General features: G+C 65.9%; 21 protein-coding genes and 1 pseudogene. 15 read left to right on the forward strand and 7 right to left on the reverse strand.

The genetic code is table 11. From position 1 onward, the window contains the following. The 7 genes and pseudogenes from AC1DFE_RS19250 to AC1DFE_RS19280 all read left to right on the forward strand — a co-directional run. Positions 1–92, forward strand: a pseudogene (locus AC1DFE_RS19250) (aldehyde dehydrogenase family protein); the annotation flags it as partial. A 196-nt stretch (positions 93–288) separates the two neighbouring features. Continuing rightward, entirely contained in the window at positions 289–1,338 is a 1,050-nt protein-coding gene (gene bioB, locus AC1DFE_RS19255) for a biotin synthase BioB (RefSeq protein WP_476907468.1), read from the forward strand. Between the two features lie 5 nt (positions 1,339–1,343). Beyond that, complete coding sequence (bsaP, locus tag AC1DFE_RS19260; RefSeq protein ID WP_476907469.1) at positions 1,344–1,580, forward strand: biotin synthase auxiliary protein BsaP; 237 nt, start codon at positions 1,344–1,346, stop codon at positions 1,578–1,580. After that, on the forward strand, positions 1,550–2,968 hold the full coding sequence (locus AC1DFE_RS19265) for an adenosylmethionine--8-amino-7-oxononanoate transaminase (RefSeq protein WP_476907470.1): 1,419 nt from the start codon (positions 1,550–1,552) through the stop codon (positions 2,966–2,968). Before bsaP ends, AC1DFE_RS19265 begins: the two co-directional genes overlap by 31 nt. An 8-nt stretch (positions 2,969–2,976) precedes the next feature. Beyond that, on the forward strand, positions 2,977–4,152 hold the full coding sequence (locus AC1DFE_RS19270) for an 8-amino-7-oxononanoate synthase (RefSeq protein ID WP_476907471.1): 1,176 nt from the start codon (positions 2,977–2,979) through the stop codon (positions 4,150–4,152). Further along, positions 4,149–4,826 carry a dethiobiotin synthase gene (gene bioD, locus AC1DFE_RS19275; protein WP_476907472.1) on the forward strand — a complete coding sequence of 226 codons (678 nt, stop codon included), beginning with the start codon at positions 4,149–4,151 and terminating at the stop codon, positions 4,824–4,826. The genes AC1DFE_RS19270 and bioD overlap by 4 nt, the downstream gene beginning before the upstream one ends. Continuing rightward, entirely contained in the window at positions 4,823–6,007 is a 1,185-nt protein-coding gene (locus AC1DFE_RS19280) for a cytochrome P450 (RefSeq protein WP_476907473.1), read from the forward strand. The genes bioD and AC1DFE_RS19280 overlap by 4 nt, the downstream gene beginning before the upstream one ends. 27 nt (positions 6,008–6,034) lie before the next feature. On the opposite strand, the gene ribA is transcribed toward AC1DFE_RS19280, so the two are convergent. Further along, complete coding sequence (ribA, locus tag AC1DFE_RS19285; protein WP_476907474.1) at positions 6,035–7,909, reverse strand: GTP cyclohydrolase II RibA; 1,875 nt, start codon at positions 7,907–7,909, stop codon at positions 6,035–6,037. Between the two features lie 92 nt (positions 7,910–8,001). Here ribA and AC1DFE_RS19290 point away from each other — a divergent pair, with 92 nt between their 5' ends. Further along, entirely contained in the window at positions 8,002–8,160 is a 159-nt protein-coding gene (locus AC1DFE_RS19290) for a hypothetical protein (protein ID WP_476907475.1), read from the forward strand. Positions 8,161–8,499: 339 nt separating this feature from the next. On the opposite strand, the gene AC1DFE_RS19295 is transcribed toward AC1DFE_RS19290, so the two are convergent. Further along, positions 8,500–9,510 carry a LacI family DNA-binding transcriptional regulator gene (locus AC1DFE_RS19295; RefSeq protein WP_476907476.1) on the reverse strand — a complete coding sequence of 337 codons (1,011 nt, stop codon included), beginning with the start codon at positions 9,508–9,510 and terminating at the stop codon, positions 8,500–8,502. A gap of 190 nt (positions 9,511–9,700) precedes the next feature. Here AC1DFE_RS19295 and AC1DFE_RS19300 point away from each other — a divergent pair, with 190 nt between their 5' ends. From AC1DFE_RS19300 to rhaS, 4 genes are read left to right on the forward strand one after another with little or no spacing between them, the layout of a single operon-like run. Beyond that, positions 9,701–11,266, forward strand: coding sequence for a sugar ABC transporter ATP-binding protein (locus AC1DFE_RS19300; RefSeq protein ID WP_476907477.1), 1,566 nt, complete (start codon positions 9,701–9,703; stop codon positions 11,264–11,266). After that, positions 11,263–12,285 (forward strand): ABC transporter permease, encoded by a 1,023-nt coding sequence (locus AC1DFE_RS19305; protein WP_476907478.1) that lies wholly within the window; start codon positions 11,263–11,265, stop codon positions 12,283–12,285. Before AC1DFE_RS19300 ends, AC1DFE_RS19305 begins: the two co-directional genes overlap by 4 nt. Continuing rightward, a complete protein-coding gene (locus AC1DFE_RS19310; protein ID WP_476907479.1) occupies positions 12,275–13,288 on the forward strand; it encodes an ABC transporter permease in 1,014 nt (337 codons plus the stop codon). Before AC1DFE_RS19305 ends, AC1DFE_RS19310 begins: the two co-directional genes overlap by 11 nt. Positions 13,289–13,338: 50 nt before the next feature. Continuing rightward, the gene (gene rhaS, locus AC1DFE_RS19315) at positions 13,339–14,436 is read left to right on the forward strand and encodes a rhamnose ABC transporter substrate-binding protein (RefSeq protein WP_476907480.1); all 1,098 of its coding nucleotides are present in this window, start codon (positions 13,339–13,341) and stop codon (positions 14,434–14,436) included. Positions 14,437–14,498: 62 nt separating this feature from the next. Here rhaS and AC1DFE_RS19320 read toward each other — a convergent pair whose 3' ends face one another. Both AC1DFE_RS19320 and AC1DFE_RS19325 read right to left on the reverse strand, forming a co-directional pair. Then, a complete protein-coding gene (locus tag AC1DFE_RS19320) occupies positions 14,499–15,164 on the reverse strand; it encodes a dihydrofolate reductase family protein (protein ID WP_476907481.1) in 666 nt (221 codons plus the stop codon). A gap of 25 nt (positions 15,165–15,189) precedes the next feature. After that, complete coding sequence (locus AC1DFE_RS19325; RefSeq protein ID WP_476907482.1) at positions 15,190–15,810, reverse strand: dihydrofolate reductase family protein; 621 nt, start codon at positions 15,808–15,810, stop codon at positions 15,190–15,192. Between the two features lie 226 nt (positions 15,811–16,036). Between AC1DFE_RS19325 and AC1DFE_RS19330 the strand changes: the two genes are divergently transcribed. Then, entirely contained in the window at positions 16,037–16,510 is a 474-nt protein-coding gene (locus AC1DFE_RS19330) for a CHAD domain-containing protein (RefSeq protein ID WP_476907483.1), read from the forward strand. 124 nt (positions 16,511–16,634) lie between these two features. Then, positions 16,635–17,873, forward strand: coding sequence for a putative lipid II flippase FtsW (gene ftsW, locus AC1DFE_RS19335; RefSeq protein WP_476907484.1), 1,239 nt, complete (start codon positions 16,635–16,637; stop codon positions 17,871–17,873). Here ftsW and AC1DFE_RS19340 read toward each other — a convergent pair. Continuing rightward, positions 17,870–19,330: an MFS transporter gene (locus AC1DFE_RS19340; protein ID WP_476907485.1), complete on the reverse strand. Its 1,461-nt coding sequence runs from the start codon at positions 19,328–19,330 to the stop codon at positions 17,870–17,872. The two genes, ftsW and AC1DFE_RS19340, sit on opposite strands and share 4 nt — an antisense overlap. Positions 19,331–19,612: 282 nt before the next feature. On the opposite strand from AC1DFE_RS19340, the gene AC1DFE_RS19345 reads away from it, so the two are divergent. Further along, complete coding sequence (locus AC1DFE_RS19345) at positions 19,613–19,837, forward strand: hypothetical protein (RefSeq protein ID WP_476907486.1); 225 nt, start codon at positions 19,613–19,615, stop codon at positions 19,835–19,837. Between the two features lie 61 nt (positions 19,838–19,898). Here the strand turns inward: AC1DFE_RS19345 and acs are convergent, their stop codons facing one another. Both acs and AC1DFE_RS19355 read right to left on the reverse strand, forming a co-directional pair. Then, entirely contained in the window at positions 19,899–21,878 is a 1,980-nt protein-coding gene (gene acs, locus AC1DFE_RS19350) for an acetate--CoA ligase (RefSeq protein ID WP_476907487.1), read from the reverse strand. A gap of 6 nt (positions 21,879–21,884) precedes the next feature. Further along, positions 21,885–22,559, reverse strand: a complete 675-nt coding sequence (locus tag AC1DFE_RS19355; protein WP_476907488.1) for an acetate uptake transporter — start codon at positions 22,557–22,559, stop codon at positions 21,885–21,887. Positions 22,560–22,621: the final 62 nt, after the last annotated feature.

Below are 22,621 nucleotides of genomic sequence, written 5' to 3' on the forward strand. Positions count from 1 at the left end.
CCTTCGGCGGAGCCAAGCAATCCGGCTACGGCCTGGAATTCGGCGTCGAAGGCCTCAAACACCTCGGCGTCCCCCAGATCATCAACGGCTAACCCGCCCCCCGAAACACGAGAGCCGCCGTCGCCACCCGCGACGGCGGCTCTTCCTGTATGCGCCACCGCCAAAGTACGGACCCGGCTAACGTTCTGCTGATCGGCTTGTCGGGACCCCACAAAATCTTGTCCTCGATGGGCAATTAGCGTCAGTTCCGAGGAATATCCGCAGCCATCACACGCAAAGGACCCATCAATGACGATCCAGGCAAACGCGAGCGAAGACACGCGCCACGCGACTATCCCGGGCACCTACACCATCCTGGAAACCGCCAGGCAGCAGGTCCTCGAGGACGGCATCGGGCTCACCCAGGCGCAACTCGAGGAAGTGCTCCGCCTTCCGGACGAGGCCCTTCCCGCGGCCCTTCAGCTGGCCCACGAGGTCCGGCTCAGGCACTGCGGCGAGGACGTAGAGGTGGAAGGCATCGTCTCGATCAAGACCGGAGGCTGCCCGGAGGACTGCCACTTCTGCAGCCAGTCCGGCTTGTTCGACTCCCCGGTCCGCGGCGTCTGGCTGGACATCCCCGAACTGGTCAAGGCCGCGAAGGAAACCGCCGCCACCGGGGCCACCGAATTCTGCATCGTCGCCGCCGTCCGCGGCCCTGACATCAAGCTCATGAACCAGATCAAGTTCGCGATCGATCGCATCAACGAGGAGGTGGACATCAACATCGCCTGCTCGCTTGGGATGCTCACCCAGCGCCAGGTGGACCAGCTCGCCGAGTGGGGTGTGCACCGTTACAACCACAACCTGGAAACGGCCCGCAGCTACTTCCCCGAAGTGGTCACCACGCACAGCTACGAGGAACGCCTCGACACCTGCAACATGGTCAAGGAAGCCGGCATGGAACTGTGCTGCGGCGCCCTCATCGGCATGGGCGAAACCCTCGAACAGCGCGCAGAACTCGCAGCCCAGCTCGCAGCCCTCGAACCCCACGAGGTGCCGCTGAACTTCCTCAACCCCCGCCCCGGAACCCCGCTGGAAAACCAGGGCATCATGGACGGCAAGGATGCCCTCCGCGCCATCGCCGCGTTCCGCCTCGCCATGCCCCGCACCGTACTGCGCTACGCCGGCGGCCGGGAACTGACCCTCGGCGATCTCGGCACCCGTGACGGGTTGATGGGCGGGATCAACGCGGTCATCGTCGGCAACTACCTCACCACGCTCGGCCGCCCGGCGACGGAGGACCTGAACCTGCTGGTCGAGCTGAACATGCCCATCAAGGAACTCCAGAAGACGCTGTGACCGGGGTGTCAACAAGGTCAACCAGCGGAGGTTCAACCAGCGGGGCTGCCTTTTGCGGGCACTGCGGTGAGCCGTACGACGGCGGCAACCGCCCGCCGTCGTACGCCCACCGTGAGTGCGGCGAACGCCTGGCAATGGAACCGCCGCGCTACTGCACCGCCTGCCGCCGCCGGATGAAGGTGCAGGTCACGCCGCTGGGCTGGTCAGCGGAATGTTCCCGCCACGGGGTGCTGGTCCCGTGACGCGAAATTCAGCAGATGCAAGCCTGATCCAGCGGGACCGCGCGCGGCTGTGGCACCCTTACGCTCCGGCGTCACCGGACCTTCCGCTGTGGGAGGTGGAGGCGGCCGACGGCGTGCGGCTGCGGCTCCGCGGTGAAGACGGCAACCGCCACGAGGTGATCGACGCGATGTCCTCGTGGTGGTCGGTGATCCACGGCTACCGCAACCCGGTCCTGGATGCCGCTGCCAAAGCGCAGGTGGAAAAGTTCAGCCACGTGATGTTCGGCGGGCTCACCCACGCCCCGGCGGTGGAACTGGCCGAGCGGCTGGTGGACATGGCCCCTGCGGCACCGGGCCGGCCGGGGCTGGAGCGGGTGTTCCTCGCGGACTCGGGCTCGGTTGCCGTCGAGGTGGCGCTGAAGCTGGCGGTGCAGTTCCAGACCGCGTCCGGGCGTCCACGGCGACAACGGTTCCTGAGCCTCCGCGGCGGTTACCACGGCGACACTTTCGCGGCAATGGGGGTCTGCGATCCTGTGGACGGCATGCACTCGGCCTTCCCCGGACTGCTCGCGGGCAACGTCTTTGCGCCGCGTCCGCCGGCGGCGGCGTCGGCAACCCCGGAAACCGTCCAGGCGTGGGCATCGGACGTGGCGGAGCTCGCGGCCCGGCACTCCGGGGAACTGGCGGCGATCGTCGTCGAGCCTGTGCTCCAGGGCGCCGGCGGCATGCACGCGTACCCGGCCGAATGCCTGACGGCGCTCAGGGAGGCGGCGGACCGGCACGGGCTGCTGCTCATCTTCGACGAGATCGCCACCGGCTTTGGCCGCACCGGCGAGCTGTTCGCGGCCGATCATGCCGGCGTGGTGCCGGACATCATGTGCGTGGGCAAGGCCCTGACCGGTGGGTACATGACTCTCGCCGCGATGCTCTGCACCGCTGAGGTGGCCGCGGCTGTTTCCGCCGGCCGGGCCGGTGCCCTGCTGCACGGGCCCACGTTCATGGGCAACCCGCTGGCATGCGCCGTGGCCAACGCCAGCCTCGGCATCATCGAAACCGGGAGCTGGCGGGCCGACGTCGCCCGGATCGGCACCGGCCTCGCGTCCGGGCTGGCTCCTGCCCTGGACCTCGCGGCCGTCCGCGACGTCCGCACCATCGGCGCCGTCGGGGTCATTGAGCTGCACGACGCCGTCGACGTCACCGCCGTCACGGCGGCAGCCATCCGGCACGACGTCTGGGTCCGGCCGTTCCGGAACCTCCTCTATACCATGCCGCCGTACATCAGCACTGAGTCGGACATCGAACAGATCACCGCCGGGATGACCGCGGCCGTCGCCGAGGTCCACGAAACACGGACGCACGAAGCCGGGGTTTACGAAGGGGTCCCGGCCCACTCCGGAAGTGCGTCATGAGCGGCTCAATGACCCAGTGGCTCGGGCGGCAGGCCGCCGTCCGGGAACGCCGGGGCCAGGTCCGCCGCCCGGTCCCCCGCGTCGCGCATGAATGGTTCATCGACTTGGCCAGCAACGACTATCTGGGCCTTTCAACGGACCCGCGGGTTGCCGGGGCAGCCTCGGAAGCAGCGTCGCGGTGGGGCGCAGGCGCCACCTCCTCGCGGCTGGTGGCCGGTACCACGCAGCTTCATCTGGACCTCGAACAGGAACTGGCCACGCTGGCCGGGATGGAATCTGCGCTGGTCTTCTCCTCCGGCTACCTGGCCAACATCGGAGTGATCACAGCGCTGGGCGGTCCCGGAACCCTGATCGTCGCGGACGAGCACTGCCACGCCTCGATGATTGACGGGTTCCGACTCAGCCGTTCCCGCACCGAGTCCTTTGCCCACAACAGCGTGGCGGAAGCCGTCCGGCTGCTGGCCAGCCGTCAAGAACCGAGGGCGATGATCGCCGTCGAATCCGTCTACAGCGTCCTCGGCGACGAAGCGCCGCTCGCGGACCTCCTGGCACTGGCCGTGCAGCACGACGCCATGCTGCTCATCGACGAGGCCCACAGCCTCGGCGTCACCGGCGCAGGCAGCTTTCAGGGCCGCGGCTCGGTGGCCGGGACCGCCCTTGCCGGGCATCCGAACGTGATCGCCACCGCCACGCTGTCCAAGGCGCTGGGCAGCCAGGGCGGGGCCGTGCTCGGATCCGCGCTGCTGCGGGAACACCTCCTTAACCGTGCCCGCAGCTTCATTTTCGATACCGGCCTGGCGCCGGCGTCTGCCGCAGCGGCCCTCGCCGCGGTGCGGATCATCAGGGACGAACCGTGGCGGGCGGGATCCGTCCATGCCAACGCGGCGGCGCTTGCCGCCGGACTTGCCCCGGCCCTTGCCAGCCGCGGCACTGTTGGCCAAAACGGCACCACCCCCGACCGGGCAGCCGGGGCCGTCCAGTCCATCCCCATGCCGTCAGCGGAATCGGCACTGGCTGCCGCCGAGTCCGCGCGCCGCGCCGGCGTCCGGATCGGCTGCTTCCGGCCGCCGTCCGTTCCGGACGGGATCCCGCGGCTGCGGCTCACCGCCCGCGCCACCCTCACGCCCGAAGAAATCGACGACAGCTGCGCAGTGCTGCGCACCATTTTGGAGGAACTTCCATGAACCTGTCCCCCGTCATTCTGGTCACCGGAACGGACACCGGCGTCGGCAAAACCATAACGACGGCGGCCTTCGCCGCCGTCCTGCACGGAATGGGACGAAGCGTCGCGGTTTACAAGCCGTGCCAGTCGGGTGCCGCCGACGGCGATTCCGACGCAGCCGAAATTGTCCGGCTCGCCGGCGCCGTGACCGCTGAAACCGGCATCGTCCTCCAGGAACCCATGGCACCCGTCGCGGCTGCCGCCGTCGACGGGATGCCGCTGCCCGCGCTGGTTGCGCACGCACGGCGGATCCGTGAACTCGCCGCTTCCCACGACCACGTCCTGGTGGAGGGCGCCGGCGGGCTGCTGGTGGAACTGGATTCCGACGGCGGCACCCTGGCGGACCTCGGATCGCTGCTCGCGGCGGGCTTTATGCTGGTCGCCCGGCCGGCCCTCGGCACTCTCAACCACACAGCCCTGACCCTCGAGGCGCTGTCCGGCCGCGGGCTCGAGGTCCTCGGCGTCGTGCTGGGGACCTGGCCAGCCCGCCCCGACGCCGTGCACCACAGCAACCGGCAAGCGCTCGGATCGCTGCGGGTGCCCTTCCTCGGCGTGCTTCCCGAGCGGGCCTCGGAACTGTCCCCGGCTGATTTCCGCGCCGGCGCCGCCGCCTGGCTCAACGGGGTGCCCGCATGATGCCTGCACCCAGTGCGACACTGGCGCCGGCCCCAGCGGAAACTGCCGACGCGGCCAGCTGCCCCTACCTCGTGGTCCGGGACCCGAACTCGGTCCGGGATGTTTTGCACCGGCCCGCCGACTTCAGTCCGGCGAATGCGCTGGTGGCGGTGACGCCGCTGGAGGGACCCGCCCTGCGCGCGCTGCAGAGCGTGGGCTTCGCCTTGCCTCCGGTCCTGGCCAGCAACGATACCGATTCGCACGGCGGAATCCGCAAGGTGGTGGCCGGCTTTTTCACGCCCGCCACGGTGGCCGCCATGGAGCCGCGCATCCGGGAACTGGCCCGGGAAGCGGCGGGAAATGCCGCGGATCATCTCGCCCGGTCCGGTCACACGGACCTCGTGCAGACGGTGGCAGCATTTCCCCCGGCGGTCGTGATGCTTGAACTCCTCGGGCTGCCCGTGCGCGATCTTGCCGACCTCAAACGCTGGGGCCTGGACTCAATGGAACTCTTCTGGGGCTGGGCCGACGGAGAGCGGCAGCTTGACCTGGCCCGCAGCGCCGCCGAGTTCTATGGCTGGCTGCGCGCACTCGTGGCAGAATCCGTGGCGGCGCCGGGACACAACCTGTTCAAGTCGCTGGCCGAGCACGGCCTCTCGAGGACCGAGATGTGCTCGCTGGGCTACTTCCTGTTGATTGCCGGCCAGGAAACCACCACCCAGCTGATCAGCACCACGCTGTTCCGGCTGCTGGAGGGTTCCGCGCCCGTGGGCTGGAAGGAAGCGGCCTCGGAAGCCGGCGCCGAGTCTGTGGTCCGGCATGTGCTCGAGACCGAATCATCCGTCCCCACCTGGCGCCGCGTGGCAGCCCACGACACCGACCTCGGCGGCGACCGGATCCCGGCCGGTACCGAGATACTCCTTGAGCTGTCGGGCAACCGGATCACCTCGGGCGGTACAGCTGCGAGCCCGGGCAGCCCGTCCCAGCAGGTTGGGCGCGGATCCTCAACAGGCCTCATCTTCGGTTCTGGCATCCACCGCTGCCTCGGGGCCAAACTCGCAGAACTGGAGGCCGCCGTCATCATTCAGGAAGCCGCGGCCGCTCTGCCCCAGATCCAGTTGCGCAACCACAACCCGGACTGGATCCGGCACCTGTCCTTCCAGGCGCCACGGAGCGTCAGCGTCACAGGCCGGCCAGGCTGACCTGACCGCGTGCGGACAAGGTGTTGGTTAGAAGGACGACACCGTGAACCCAAGGCCCAGCAGGCCCCGGCCCGCCTGCTCCAGGATCGGGTCCAGGCTCAGCGTCGGATGGTTAAGGAGGACATTCACGTCGCGCTGGATCCGCTGCAGGGGATGCGAAAGCCGGTGGGCACTCCCTCCGGAGCCGGAGACGATGAGCCGGACAGCTTCTTCCGCTGCCTCACCGCTGAGGGCCAGGGAGAGCCGGTACTTGGCCCGCTCATCTTCCGGCAGGGCGGAAGGCCGGTGCCCGAGTGACGAAGAAACGATGCCGACGGCCTCCCGCCAGTGCAGCCGCGCCGTGGCCACCAGTCCGTAGGCCTGCGAGAAGCGGGCTTGCGCAAGGGGTGAATCCGCCTGGCGGTTCTCAACGGTGTTCTTCACCTTGCGCAGCAGCATCTTTTCCCGGAAGACGTCGACGGCGTACTCGGCCACTCCCAGCGCCGCGGCGGGTGCCACCAGGTTCAGCAGCGTGGCCATGGGCGTGTGGATCATCGGGCCCTGGTGGATGCGACTGCCAGGGTTGTCCTCGGCGCTCAGCACCGCCCAGTCCATGGCCCGATGCTCCGGAACAAACAGGCTGTCGGCCCGAAGGTCGTTACTGCCGGTCCCCCGCAGCCCGGCCGTGTGCCAAGCATCCAGCAGCTCCAGCTCGTCCACCGGGACAAGGCACTGCAGGCGGACGCCGTCAGACTGAACCGCCAGCAGGGCCCACTCCGAATGCATCACCCCGGACGCGAAGCTCCAGTGGCCGGAGACCGAGAATCCTCCCGGGACCTTCCTGGCCGTGCCCACAGGCGCACTGGTGGCGGCAGCCAGCGGCGCAGGCCCGTTGGCGAAGACCTCGTCCTGGACCCGTTGGGGCCAACGGGCCAGCATCCAGACGTGCTCGATCAGGTGCCCGGCGGTCCAGGCCGTGGACGCGCAGCCCTGGGCCAACCGCCGGATGACCTCGGCATAGGTATCCGCCCCCATGCCGTATCCGCCCAGACTCTTCGGAGCCAGGATCCGGAAGACGCCGGCGTCCTTCAGTTCGGTCATGGTGGATTCCGGGAGGCGGCGCAGCCGCTCCGTTTCCTCCGCCCGCTCCCGCAGCCGCGGAACCAGCGCGTCAACGCGGCTGAGCATCTCGTCGTGGCTGGAAACGGTGCCGCCCGGCACCGGCGGCACGTGCCCGACGTCGGCCCTGGACAGTTCCAGCGTATGCGCGGTACGGTCTCGCTTGGCCGCCAGATAGCCGTGGTTGGCGGGCGAGAGGTAAACCCCGGTGGGAACCTGTTCGGTGACGCTGATGCCCAGGGCCGTCAGCTGCCCGGCCTTGTCCGGGTTGTTGCTGAGCAGCCGGATGCTGGTGGCGCCGAGGGCATCCAGCATCTGGGCCGCGGCTGTGTAGTCGCGCTCGTCCTCGCCGTGGCCCAGGGCCAGGTTGGCGTCGTAGGTATCGAGGCCCGTGTCCTGCAGGGCGTAGGCGTCGAGCTTGGAATACAGCCCGATGCCGCGGCCCTCCTGGCGGAGGTAAAGCAGGAATCCGCCTGCCGCCGCGATCTCTTCGACAGCCTCGCGCAGCTGCGGTCCGCAGTCACATCGCTCGCTGCCGAACACGTCACCGGTCATGCATTCGCTGTGCAGCCGGACCAGCGGCACGTCATGCGTCAGGAGCTGCTGCTCCCACTGACCCAGGGCGAGCAGCAGGTGCTCCTTGCCGTCAGAGAGGCCACGGAACGTCAGCACCTCGGCCGTGGTGCTGAATCCGTCAGGAAAGCGGAGCGGCACAGTAACCTGGCTGCGCACAGTAACTTGGCTGCGCGCGGCGTCAGCGGGCAGGGCCGGCGCCTGCAGGGCAGTTTCAACACAAGCGGTCATCCGAGGTCCTCGACATTCCATGAGAAATAACTTGAAGCTTGAACTAACCGTAGCCGTATTTAGTTCAAGCTTCAAGTAATTGTTTCCCTGGAATGAAACGCCAGAGCCTGCAGCTCAGACCGCTTTTCTGTCCTGGCCACCGGAACGACCTCAGCGGGGTGTCCCACTCCCCCGAAGAACACGTAGTGGACGAGGACGCCGAAACCGGGGCTCAGACCCTGGCCGGTGCGTTGCAGGGGCTGATGGTCTAATAACAATCGAGACGGAGGGCCGGGTTTCCCGGCCCTCCTCTTACGCATTTAACCGCACACCACCATACGTGTGGAGTACGTCAACCCATGCGGACGGAGCTCGACAGTACGTATTCCGACAGCAAGCAGTGGCGCCAGTATCGGCAACCCGGTTCTAGTGAATGTCATCTAAACGCTCTGCTGCAGCACGGGCACGGGATGTGAAGGAAGCCACTAAGCTGACCAAGCAGTCCCTGGCCAGCGCCCGGCAGCGGCTCGAGAAGCGCCTCGTTCCGCAGTAGGTTTTTGGTGGCCTGTGTGGCCTGTGTGGCCTGTGTGGCCTGTGTGGCCTGTGGCCGCCTACGCCAAGCGGCTGCTCTCCCGGATGACGAGCTCGGGCGTGAACACGATCTGCTGGTGCTTATGCCCCTTGGGATTTTCAATCTCGTCGAACAGCAACTGCCCCGCCCGCTCCCCGATCAGCTGCCGCGGCTGCCGCACCGAGGACAGCGGGATGCTCGACTGCGAGGCGAAGTCGATGTCGTCAAAGCCGACGATGGAGATCTCCTCGGGCACCCGTATTCCGGTGGCCGCGAAGGACTGCAGGAGACCCAGGGCGAGCTGGTCGTTGGCGGCAAAAACCGCATCTGGGCGCTTAGACTGGCGCAGGTCGCCGATGAGGTCACCGATCTGCCGTCCGCGGTCGAACTTCAGGTTCGGGGTTTCAAAAACCTGCAGCGTGAGGCCGGCGGCTTCGACGGCGGCGAGTGCACCGCGGTGGCGGTCCGAAACCTGCTGCAGCGTGAAGGGCCCGCCCACGAACGCCGGCCGCTGGGCTCCGCCCGCAATGAGATGCTCTGCAGCGGCCCGTCCACCGGCTACATCGTCCACCGACACCGAGCAAAAGTCTTTCGACCCGGCCAGCCGGTCCACTAAAACAGACGGAATCCCCCGCGAATGCATCGCCTCCAGCCGTGGGAGAACGTCCGAAAACGGCGTGATCAGGATGCCCTGCACGCGCTGTTCCTCGAACAGGTCCAGGTAGGCCTGCTCCCGCCGTGCATCCTCGCTGCTGTTGGCCAGGATAAACGAGTGCCGGTGGCTCTCGGCAACGTCTTCGGCCCCGAGGGCGACGTCGGTGAAGAACGGGTTTCGCACATCCAGAACGAGCATTCCCACGCTTCGGCTCGACCCTGATCGAAGCGACCTCGCCGATTCGTTGCGCACGAAACCGAGTTGGGTGATAGCCGCCTGCACCCGCTTCCGCTTCTCCGGCGTGACCTGCTCGGGCCGGTTCAGCACGTTGGAGACCGTCCCGACAGAGACCTGCGCCAGCGCAGCGACGTCTTTGACGCTGGGTCCGGTCGTCATCGACACGCCTCCTTATGAATCGAATCAAGTCTGAGGACCATACTACGCATGGGCAATCGCTTTCCTGCTAGCTCCGGGAAAAACCGGCTTATCTAGTCTGCATCCGGCCGCTATTGACAGACGCCGGACAGGTGCCCTAGCGTGTGAGGAGATTCACAGATGAATCGATTCATAAAAAGGAGTAGCGGCTATGGACGACAGCTACGACGTCGAGCTCCGAAGCAGCCCAAACACCGCAGCTACAGGAACCCCCGTCCTGGAACTGCGTGACATCCACAAGTCATTTGGCGCAGTGAAAGCGCTGCGCGGTGCGAATCTCAGCCTGCACAAGGGACAGGTCACGGCGCTGGTCGGCGAAAACGGGGCCGGCAAATCCACCATGGTTAAGACGCTCGCCGGGCTGCATCAGCAGGACCGCGGCCAGGTCTACCTGGACGGTGAAGAGGTGTCCTTCCGCGACCCCCTTCATGCCCGCGAGGCGGGGATTGCGGTGATCTACCAGGAACCGACGATGTTCCCCGATCTGACGGTGGCAGAAAACATCTTCATGGGCCGCCAGCCCGTCCGGTCCCTGCGGCGCATCGACCGGAAAGCCATGCGCCAGCAGGCGCTGGAGCTCTTCCGCCAGCTCGGCGTCAAGATCGATCCCGACCGGGCAGCGCAGGGCCTGTCCATCGCAGACCAGCAGGTGGTGGAAATCGCCAAGGCCATCAGCCTCAACGCCCGGGTCCTCATTATGGATGAGCCGACGGCGGCGCTTAGCGGAGTGGAGGTGGACCGGCTCTTTGCCGTCACCCGCACCCTGCAGGAGCGCGGCGCGGCCGTGCTGTTCATTTCGCACCGCTTCGAGGAAGTTTTCGCCCTCGCGGACTGGATCACCGTGATGCGTGACGGCGCGCACGTGGCAACCTCACGCGCCGCCGGCCTCGCCGTCGACGACGTGATCCGGCAGATGGTGGGCCGCGACGTGGCGTCGCTCTTCCCCAAACAGGACACAATCATCGGCGACATCGCACTCGACGTCAAAGGCCTCAGCCGCAAAGGCGTGTTCTCTGACATCTCCTTCAACGTCAAGGCCGGTGAAATCGTGGGGCTCAGCGGCCTCGTCGGGGCCGGACGCTCCGAGGTCGCACGCGCTATCTTCGGCATCGACAAGTACGATTCGGGAGCCATCCAGGTCCGCGGCGAGGCCCTGAAACCGCTCTCCCCCCGCGACTCCATGGCAGCAGGCCTGGGCTTCGTCCCGGAAGACCGGCGGAAGCAGGGCCTGGTGATGGAACTCAACGTCAGCCGCAACCTGACACTGACGCTGCGCAAGAAGCTGAGCCGCTTCGGGCTGCTGACCAACCAGGCGGAGGCCCAGTCCACCAAGGAATGGGCCAAGAAACTGCAGATCAAGGCCGGCGCACCGACGTCGCCGATTTCCACCCTGTCCGGCGGCAACCAGCAGAAGGTGGTCCTCGGGAAATGGCTGGCCACCGGCCCTAAGGTCCTGATCATCGACGAGCCCACCCGCGGCATCGACGTCGGCACGAAGTCCGAGGTGCACCGGCTCATCTCCGAGCTGGCTGGAACGGGCCTCGCCGTGCTCATGATCTCCTCCGAGCTGCCGGAGATCCTCGGCATGTCCGACCGCGTGCTGGTCATGCACGAAGGCCGGATCACTGCGGAGCTCAGCCGCGACGAGGCGACAGAGGAAACCGTGATGACGGCAGCCACCGGAGCCGATGCATCCACCAAGGAGACCCCAGCGTGACAACATTAGCCCTCAACCGCCAGCCGTCGACGGCGTGGCTGGGAACGCTGACCCGTTCGCGCGAGTTCAGCGTCTTCCTCGCGCTGGCGATCCTCGTCGCCGCCACGGTGGCAGCCAACCCGCGATTCCTCAGTGCCCAAAGCACCAAGGACCTGCTCCTGAACTCCTCGATCCTGGTGATCCTCGCCGTCGGCCAGGCGGTAGTCATCGTCACCAAGAACGTGGACCTGTCCGTCGGGTCCGTCCTCGGGCTGACCGCCTTCGCCACCGGCAAGATCTTCATCGCACTGCCTGACTTGCCGGTCATCGCCATGCTGGTTATCGGCGTCGGAATCGGTGCTGCCCTCGGAGCCGTCAACGGCGCCCTCATCGCGGTGGCCAAGGTCCCCTCGCTCGTGGTCACCCTCGGAACCCTGTACATCTTCCGCGGCGTGGACTTCGCCTGGGCGCAGGGCCAGCAAATCAATCCTTCCAACCTGCCGGAGTCCTTCCTGGCGCTCGGCAGCGGCGCCCTGCTCGGCCTCCCCTACCTGGCCCTTATTGCCTTGGCCGTGGTCATCGCATTCGGGCTCTACCTGCGGAATTACCGCTCAGGGCGGGAGTTTTACGCCATCGGCTCGGACGTCATGGCCGCACGGCTGTACGGAATCGGCGTTGGCCGGAAGGTCTTCACCGCGTTCGCCATCTCCGGTGCCCTCGCCGGACTGGCCGGAGTCATCTACGCAGCCAAGTACGGCAACCTGGACGCGACGGCGGGCCAGGGGCTGGAGCTTAACGTCGTGGCGGCGGCCGTCGTCGGCGGTGTAGCCATCGCCGGCGGGGTGGGCACGGTCTACGGGGCAGCGATCGGTGCCGTCCTTCTGACCACCATCACCTCGGCACTGCCCGTCCTGGGGGTCTCACCGTTCTGGCAGCGGGCCATGATCGGCGCACTGATCCTGGCGTCCATCGCCCTCGACCGTTACTTGGCCCTGCGCACCGAGCGCCGCCTGAGAGGACACGACAAACATGCTGGTTGAAACAACACGGCCCGCGGCCGTCCGTGACACAGCCCCGCGCCTTGGCTTCCTTCGCAGCTGGGACACCGCGATCATCATCGCCGTCCTCCTCAGCATCGCGGTCGCCGCAGCAACGGTGACGGGTTTCGCCTCGCCCCGCAACACCGGGTTCCTCTTGATCGATCTAATCCCCATCCTCCTGCTCGCCCTTCCCGTGACCCTGATCATCCTCACCGGGGAGATCGACCTGTCCGTGGCCAGCGTCGCGGGATTCGTCAGCTGCGTCTTCGGATCCCTTTGGAGCGCCGGCCTGCCGCTGGAGCTGATCATTCCCCTGTGCCTCGTCCTGGGCGCGGTTTCGGGTGCCGTCAACGGCATCCTCGTCTCCGTGCTGGGGCTGCCTTCCCTCGCCGTTACCATCGGCACCCTGGCGCTGTACCGCGGCCTGGCGTTTGTGGTGCTCGGCGACCAGGCGGTCACCAGCTTCCCGCGGGCCATCACCACCGGCCTGCAGACCAAGATCGGCGCCTCGGGCATCCCGGTGTGGATCATTCCGGTCATCATCCTCGCCGTTGTCTTCGGCGTCGTCCTGCACTTCACCGGGTTCGGACGGTCACTGTTCGCCATCGGCTACAGCGAAGAAGCGGCCCGGTTCGCCGGCATCCGCGTGGCGCAGACCAAGTTCTGGCTCTTCATCATCTCCGGTGCGGTGGCCGCACTGGTGGGCGTCTGGTGGACCCTGCGCTACGGCAGTGCCCGCGGCGACAACGCCACAGGACTGGAGCTGTCCGTCATCGCAGCCGTTCTGCTGGGCGGCGTGTCAATCTTCGGCGGCAAGGGCAACCTGCCCGGCGTCATCGCGGGTGTGGTGCTTCTCGGCATCCTCCGCAACGCGCTCCAGCTCGCCCGCGTCCCGGAGGACACTCTGTCCATGCTCACCGGAGGCCTGCTGATCCTCGCGGTGGTGGCCCCCAACGCCATTGCGTGGAGCCGGACCCTCTCCCGCAGGACAAGCACTTCCTAGCCAGTGGTTCCCATGACAACAACAACGATGTTCAGTTGAAAGGCAAAACAATGAAACTCAGCTCCAAGCCGGGGGCCCGCCGGGCCACGCCGATCGTCGTCGCCCTCGTGACGGGACTGTCCCTGGCGCTCACGGCCTGCGGCGGCACGACGGTCAACTCAGGATCCAGCGGCGGTGGTGGCGGAAGCACCGCGACCGCGTCCGCGAACCCGGACGCGCCCCTGAAGGAGGGCCTGAAGGTCGCGTTCCTGCCCAAGCAGCTGAACAACTCCTACTTCACCGTCACGGACCGCGGCGGCAAAACGGCGGTCGGAGAGTTCAAGGGCGCCTTCTCCGAAGTTGGGCCGTCCGAGGCCAGCGCCTCCAGCCAGGTCAGCTACATCAACACCCTCACGCAGCAGGGAACGGACGTCATCGCCACGTCTGCCAACGACCCCAAGGCCATCTGCTCGGCCCTGGACGAGGCGCGCAGTGGCGGAGCCAAGGTGGTGACCTTCGACTCCGACACCGACCCGGAATGCCGTGACATCTACATCAACCAGGCCACGGCAGAAGGCATCGCCGCCACCCAGATCAAGCTCATCTCCGAAGCCATCGGAGCCGACGGCGGCGACATCGGCATCCTGTCCGCCACGGCCAACGCGACCAACCAGAACGCCTGGATCGCGCTCATGAAGAAGGAACTCGAAAAGCCCGAGTACTCCAAGCTGAAGCTGGTAGCCACGGTTTATGGTGATGACAACGCCCAGAAGTCCCAGCAGGAAGTCCAGGCGCTGCTGCAGCAGCACCCCACGCTCAAGGGCATCATCTCCCCCACCACCGTTGGTGTGGCGGCCGCCGCGCAGTACCTGTCAGGCTCTGAATACAAGGGCAAGGTCCAGCTCACCGGGCTTGGATTCCCCAGCCAGCTCAAGGAGTTCGTGAAGAACGGCACCATGAAGTCGTTCGCGCTGTGGGATGTCGAGAAGCTCGGCTACCTCACCGCCTACGCCGGTGCCGCCCTCGCCTCCGGCCAGATCACCGGCGCCGAAGGCGAGAAGTTCAAGGCCGGCGACCTGGGCGAATTCACGGTGGGAGCCAATGGCGTAGTACTCCTCGGTGACCCCACCGTCTTTACCGCGGACAACGTGGATAAGTTCAACTTCTAGGTGACGGATGGCCCGGTCGGGTGCCCGAACAGGCGCCCGCCCGGGCATTGCCGTGGGCCGGCTTAGCTCGGGCCGCCGCCGGGCGAGCCGCTGTCCGGCGGCCCGTTGAGCGGCGGCCCGTTGAGAACGGTGGGGACGTACTCGAGCAGCTGGAGCCTGCCGTCGAAGGTCCGGCTGTCCACCATTTCCAGCGAGACGTCAGGATAGCCATCGTAGATGCGCTCCCGCCCCGTGCGGCCCGTGATCACCGGGAAGACGACCAGCCGGAACCGGTCCACGAGGCCGGCGCTCAGCAGGGACCGGCAGAGGCTGAGGCTGCCGAGCGTGCTGAGGGGCCGGGGCCCGGTCCGTTTCATCTCCCTCACGGCCTCGACGGCGTCGCCGGTAACCAGCTCGGAGTTGGGCCAGGTGAGGGGCGCCTGCAGGGTGGAGGAGAAGATGACCTTCGGGACGCTGTCAAGGCCGGTCAGGGCGGCTCCTTCGTCCTGCGAGAAGCCCGATCCGTTGGCCGCGGCCTCCTTGGACATGCTGGACATCACCCTGTAAGTATTCGCCCCCATGAGGAAGGTGTAGTTCTTCTTGCCCTCCTGCTCGAGCCAGCCCAGGTATTCCGGCCCTTCCAGTCCCCACCAGCCGGGCCACCCCTCGGCCGAGGCATACCCATCCAAGGAGATGATCAGGTCAACCAACAGATCCGCTGATGGTGTTTCTGCATTCGCTGCGCTCATTGCCATCTCCTCGATCTAATCCGCTTCACGACTGCACGCGGTAGGTGACGTGCGTGACCAGGCTCGCTGCCCGGGACTTCACCTGCTCGAGCTTCAGCGGCGGGACGCCGTCGAACAGTCGTGTGCCGGAGCCGAACGTGAGCGGCGCGATGTGCACGCGCAGCTCGTCGATCAGGCCCGCCGTGAGGTACTGGTTAATCGTCGTGGCGCCACCGCCGATCGCGACATCGCCGTCCCCGGCAGCCGCGCGTGCCTGTACCAGCGCCGACTCGATGCCGTCGGTGACGAAGTGGTAGGTGGTGCCGCCGTCCATCGGCTGTGCCTCGCGGGCGTGGTGTGTCAGCACGAAGACCGGACCGTGAAACGGCGGATCGTCGCCCCACCACCCGTTCCATTGCCGATCCCACTCACCACGCACCGGGCCAAACATGTTGCGCCCCATGATGAACGCTTTGGCGGCGACAATCTGGTCGATCTCCGCCCGGTTCTCTTCGGGAGTTCTGAACATCCATGCGTGCAGCCCGTCGCCGGAGCCGTCGCCGCCGTCGTCTCCGAACGGGCGCTGCTCGGTCTGGTTGAGCCCGGCAGAGTAGCCGTCAGCCGTGACCGTGATGTCGCAGACTACCCTGCCCTTAGGTTCTGCCATTGCCCTAGCCTCCTCACGGCGACCTCCATCGCCTCGCGGTGAGCTTGCTTGCAAGCATCAGCATAGACATCCGCCGAACCACGTCCAACGGCAAAGCGCGCATGAGAAGACCCTCACAGGCTTCTCATCGCTGTCTCAGGTCCGCGGGTCAGCATGAAGCTGTCGGAGACGATGAAATCTCCGGGCCTTCGGTGGGCCCGGGCATCGGGAGAGTCGGGACACGAAAATGCTGAAAGCTCTGGAGAGAACCCACCATCAAGCCGAGCCGGTCGCATCATCCTTCCTTTACGATCAGGTCGCCGCGCTGCTCTGTTACGACCCCAGTGTGCGGTCCGGCGAACAGGGTGCCTCAAGCGCCATGAGTGCTGCCGCGGGACGGGTCTGGTCAGTGCTCGGGGACCGCAAGCTCTTCGACCGGACTGCAGTGGATGAGCTCCGCACAGAGCTAACCTGGCTCACCGAAGCACTGGGGCCACTCAGCCACTCCGCACCCGTGCACGAACAGACTCCATGGAACCACCAGGACTCGGGCAGCGCACAGGGAAGCGCCTATGAAGTGGCTTACGACACTGCACTCGCCGCCCTGGAATCAGACCGGTACTTCCGGCTGGTCGCCGACCTCCAGGAGTTCTGTTCCGCTCCCCCGGTGAGGCAACCGCGGCGCAGGCACCTCTACGGCCGGCAGCTCTACTGGGGATGACCTCATCTCCGGCAGAGCACCAAATCCTGCCGGCCAGGACGTATGATTTCTCCCCGGTGGGTTTCTCCTTCCCGGAACGGCCCGGAGCAGGGCCGGCCGAGGGAAGGAAAACAGTGATGAGCAAATGACCCCGAAGCTTCCGCCGGGCAGAATGACGGGGCGCAGCGATCTCCTGCTCCGCATCGGACGCTGGCTCGGTGATGAGTCCGGGGACCGCACCCGGCCGGTCATTCTGGCGGTCGTGCTGGTTCTGGCAGCACTCGGCCTGATCGAGGTTGCCTCGGCGTCCTCAGTGGAGTCGGTGGCGGCCGGAAGGAATCCGTACGACCTTCCGCTGAAGCAGGCCACGTGGACGGCAGCCGGGATAGCCATCATGTTCGTTTTGGCGCGCCTGCAGACCCGGCACATCCGCAAGCTCGCCTGGCCGCTTCTGGGTGCCGCCGTCGTAGCCCTTGGCCTGGTGTTCACGCCCTTGGGCATGACCGTGAACGGCAATCGGAACTGGCTGGGCCTCGGTGGGTTCACCGTGCAGCCATCCGAGTTCGCCAAGCTCGCGCTTATCGTCTGGGCAGCGGCCGTCCTGTCCCGCAAGCAGGCCCTGCTCCACCAGTGGAGGCACGCCGTCGTCCCGTTGCTCGTGCCGGCCGGCGTCCTCATCATCGGGCTTGTTGCACTCGGGCATGACCTGGGTACGGCGATGATCATCATGATGATCATCGCCGCGACGATGTTTTACGGCGGCGTACGGATGAAGGTTTTCGGTGTCGCCGGCATTCTCGGCGCCCTGGCAGCCCTCATCCTGGTGGCCACGAGCGGCAACCGTGTCGGGCGAATTTCGTCCTGGCTTGGGGCGGGTGCAGAGGATGATTCCCAGGGAGTCGGCTACCAGGCACTGCACGGCCAGTATGCCCTGGCCTCGGGCGGCTGGTTCGGCGTGGGCCTGGGGCAGAGCCGGCAAAAATGGAACTGGATCCCCGAAGCCCACAACGACTTCATCTTCACAATCCTCGGCGAAGAACTCGGCCTGGCTGGAACACTCTTGGTGCTCGTGCTGTTTACGGTCCTGGCCATCGCTGTTTTCAAGGTCATTGCCCGGACCCAGGACACGTTCGCCCGCATTGTCTCCTCCAGCGTGATCACCTGGATTATCGGTCAGGCCGTGGTGAACATCGCCATGGTCACCGGCTTACTCCCGGTCATTGGCGTGCCCCTGCCGTTCATCTCCTACGGCGGCTCCGCCATGGTCTCATCGATGGCCGGCGTCGGAATGATCCTGGCCGTCACACGCCCTCGGCCTGTTCAGACCGCTCGATTCAAGAAGCCGCTGCCGGCGCCCGCCCGCATGCTGTGGGTGCGGTCCTAATCCTGTGAGGATGCCGTCCTGGCCTTGGCGGCGGCGTCGGGGCTGCTTCCCTTGCCATCGGTGGCAGGCATCGCGATAACGGCGAACACGGTGAGTACCGCACCGACCAGTACGGCCAGGAATACGGCGGTCGACGCCGATACGATCGTCTGCGGATCGGCAACACCGCCGGGGGCGCTGGCGTAAATCGCGTTGGCCGCTGCTCCGAAAACGGCCACGCCGATGGAGCTGCCGATCGAACGTGCAAAAAGGTTGGTGCCGGTGACCACACCGCGCTCATTCCATTCGACGCTTGACTGGGCGGCAATGAGGCTCGGGGTTGCAACCAGCCCGAGTCCGAGCCCGACGACGAAGCAACCTGCCGCTGCCAACAGAATGTTGGGTGCGGGGGCAGTAAAGGCAAGAACGGCGGTTCCGATGACCGTTACCGTGACGCCGATCAGGGCGGTCCTCCGGAACCCAATCCGAAGATAGAAGCGGCCCGCTTGGGACGCGCTGATCGGCCAGCCGATGGTCAATGCCGCCAACGCGAGCCCGGCAAGAATCGGGGAGGTCTTCAGTGCTCCTTCGAGGAAGGTGGGCACGTAGGAGGTGAGACCCAGCATGACTGCACCGACGCCGAAGGAGATCATGGCCGTCGTCGCCAGCAGCCGGCGGGACACGACCCACGGCGGCAGCACCGGTTCGGCTGCCCTCCTCTCGACGAGGAGGAACGCCGCGAACATCAGCGCTCCGACGGCAAAGACAGCAATGCTGATGGACGAGTTCCAGGCCCACGCCTGGCCACCCTCGAGGGCGCCAAGGATGAGCAGGCTGAGCGAAATGGTCAGCAGTCCGGCCCCCAGGTAGTCGACCCGGTGCTTGGTGTGCTCGACATTCTCGTGGAATGTTCGGATCAGCATCCACCCTGCCAGCAGGCAAAGTGGGATGTTCACGAGGAAGATTCCACGCCAGATGCCCAGCGAGGAGAACACGCCCCCGAGCGTCGGGCCAACGACGGAGGATATCGCCCACACGCTGGCAAGGTAGCCTTGCACCTTTGACCGTTCGGCGAGCGTGTAGATATCGCCGGCGATGGTGATGGCCACCGGCTGTACTGCTCCCGCGCCAAGACCCTGCAGCACACGGAACGCGATGAGGGCCGGCATGCTCCAGGCCAGTCCGCAGAGGATCGAACCGAGCAGGAATAGGCCTATGCCGCTGAGAATGATTGGCTTGCGGCCGACGACGTCAGAGAGCTTAGCGTAGACGGGCACCGAGACAGCCTGTGCCAACAAATAGGCCGAGAAAAGCCACGGGAACGAGGTGAACCCGCCGACATCTGCCACGATCGACGGCACCGCCGTCGCAACGATGGTCGAATCGATCGCCACCAGACCGGTCGAGAGCATCAGGGCTATCAGGATGGGCCCCCGCCGGGAACGGAAGCCGACTCCCTCGGCAGTTGTCGTCGTCATTAAAGCTCATTCCCGTTGTCATCAAAGCGAGGTGCGTGCGCAGCCATGTTTGGCCCCAAGGGCATAACTGTGCCAACCGGCGGATTAGTCCCGCCACGAACGGAGACGGATCCCACATCCAGCGCAGGCCCGCCAGGACGTGGTCCGCAGCGGAGTTAGGGCTTGAGGAAAACTTGGTCAAAACCTGTTGAAATCTGGCTCGCTGCCTGCCCCATTCTTGAGCCCAGACGGGCAAAGTCGTTTATGGCAAAGCCAATGCACATGCGAAGGAAGGGCAGGGCCATGAACACCAGGACTGTACTCACCAGTCAGCATTCCGACAGCCACTGGACCGCCGATGACGTTCGGTTAAAGCTCGGACGTGAGCTGGAAGCTGATGCGGGCCTGGCCGAATTTCTTGCCGCAGCCCCCAATATGGCGCGCGCCCTCAAAGCCGTCCTGAACCTGGACCTTGGCGAACTGGCCGAGCGGCTGGTCCGGGCGGAGATCAGCGCTATTTTGCATTAGCGCCGTAGGGGGACAACTCTCCCCCTACGGAATCCACTGTTCAGCACTACCTGGCGGCCATCTACTGCGGCGAGCCGGCGCCGCCCGGCATGCCGGCCTTGATCAGGTCCATGACTGACGAGTCCGCCAGGGTGGTGACATCCCCGATCGGCCTGTCCTGCGCCACGTCTTTGAGGAGCCGTCGCATGATCTTGCCGGACCGGGTTTTGGGCAGCTCCGCGACCACCATGATCTGCCGGGGCCGGGCGATTTTGCCGATTTCCTTGGCAACATGTTCCCGCAGCTCCTGCACGACCTCGGGTCCGCCGTCCCCTGCCCCGCTGCGCAGGATGACGAAGGCGACGATGGCCTGCCCGGTGGTGTCGTCGAGGGCGCCGACGACGGCGGCTTCGGCGACTTTCGGATGGGCGACGAGCGCCGATTCGATTTCCGTCGTCGAAAGCCGGTGTCCTGCCACGTTCATCACGTCGTCCACCCGGCCGAGAAGCCAAATGTCCCCGTCCTCGTCCTTCTTCGCGCCGTCCCCGGCAAAGTAGAGCCCCGGGAACCGTGACCAGTACGTCTCAACGTAGCGGTCGTTGTCGCCCCAGATGGTGCGCACCATGGATGGCCAAGGTTCCCTCAGTACCAGATAGCCGCCGGAGCCGTTAGCAACCGGTGCGCCCGCGTCATTCACGACGTCGGCCACGACCCCGGGGAGTGCCTTCATGGCGGCGCCGGGTTTACCTGCTGTAACTCCCGGGAGCGGGCTGATCATGATGGCCCCGGTCTCGGTCTGCCACCAGGTGTCCACAACGGGCGTTTGGTTGTGCCCGATGTTCTCCCGGTACCAGATGTAGGCAGCCGGGTTGATCGGTTCGCCCACGGTGCCGATCACACGCAGGCTCCCGAGGCTGTACTTGGCCGGTATCTGGGCGCCCCATTTCATGAACGTCCGGATGGCGGTCGGGGCACAGTAGAGAATCGTGACCTTGTACTTGTCGATGATTTCCCACCATCGGCCCTGGTGCGGGGTGTCCGGCGTGCCCTCGTACAGCACGGAGGTAGCACCGTTGGCCAAGGGACCATACACGATGTAGCTATGCCCGGTAACCCAGCCAATGTCAGCGGCTGTCCAGAAAATATCGGACTCAGTCTTTATGTCGAACACCGCCCAGTGGGTGTAGGCGCAGGCCGTGAGATAGCCACCGGTGGTGTGCAGGATGCCCTTGGGCTTGCCCGTGGTGCCCGAGGTGTACATCACGTACAGGGGATGTTCGGCGTCGAAGGCCTCGGCGTCGTGATCGGCGGAAGCCAGCTCAACCGATTCGTGCCACCAAATATCGCGGCCCGGTGTCCAATCGACCTCCTGGCCCGTCCGGCGGACCACCAGGACGTTGCGAACGTCCGGGCAGTCCAGCAGGGCCTCGTCGACGGCGGACTTCAACCCGCTGGCCTTGCCGCGGCGGTAGGCGCCGTCGGACGTTATGACGATCCGCGCATCGCAGTCGTGGATCCGCGTCCGGAGCGCGTCCGCAGAGAACCCGCCGAACACGACTGTGTGCGGTGCTCCAATTCGCGCACAGGCCAGCATCGCCACGACGGTTTCCGGAATCATCGGCATGTAAATGGCCACCCGGTCACCGGACATGACGCCCAAATCGGTCAGCGTGTTCGCTGCCTGGCAGACCAGATCGGTGAGCTGGGCATAGGTGATCGTGCGGCTGTCCCCGGCTTCGCCTTCAAAGTAGTAAGCGACCTTGTCTCCGCGGCCGGCAGCTACATGCCGGTCAAGGCAGTTGTAGGCGGCATTGAGCCTGCCCCCGACGAACCATTTGGCGAATGGCGGAGTGGACCAGTCCAGTACATCACTCCATTTTTGGGACCAGTCCAGCCGACCCGCCTGCCGTGCCCAGAACGCCAGCCTGTCGGCGTCGGCGTCGTCATAGTCCGACGACGTCGCGTTGGCCTGGGCGGAGAAGCCGGCTTCCGGAGGAAAGCGCCGCTGTTCGTGCAACAGGTTTGCGAGGGTCTCGTCCGATTCTGTTGGGTCTGCCGCCATAGCCTCTCACCGTCGTCCCACCGGAAGCACGGTCCGTTTGTAGGTGGCGTTCGCGACCACCGCGAGGGAGCAGTACCAGGCAATAAGCGCCGTGACGATGCCAAGCCATCCACCCAACACCGTCAATCCGGTTGCCCCGGCGAAGGCACCGAGAAACAGCGCGATGAACGTCAGTGTCAGGAAGACGAAAACGGCAAAGACGCCCATGCTGACACGCCACGCGGAAATGGTCATGTAGGCGGTAAAAATTGCCCAGGCCAGAAGGTAGAGGCCGACTGCTTTCCCGGCGTCCGCTGCCGGGAGACTGGCCGCGTTGAACTGGCTCAAGAACCAGAAGGACAGCCAGAAGGCTCCGTACGAGCAGAAAGCCGTCGCACCAAAGACGTTGCGGTTGGCAAATTCCCAGATTCCCGCGGCGAACTGCGCGATGCCGCCGTAGAACAGTGCAAGCCCCAGGACTACCGGTTCGTCCGCTTTGGGGATCAGGCCTGCATTGATCACACTGAGGACAAAGGTGGTCATTGCGAAAGCGCCCAGACCTAAAGCGGCCGGATCGGCAAAGGGTGGGCCGATGGTCGCCTGCGGAGACACAACCGTGCCCTGGGCCGGTAAGGGATTTTCGGGCCTGCGGGCACTTCCCGCTGGGACCGTCCCTGCCGCGGAGCTTGATTCGATACTCATGGTACGACTCCTTGGTCAGCACCAGCACCATTGCTGGTGACGTATATCAGGCTACACCCGAA

The organism is Arthrobacter sp. 05T423 (assembly GCF_056396245.1).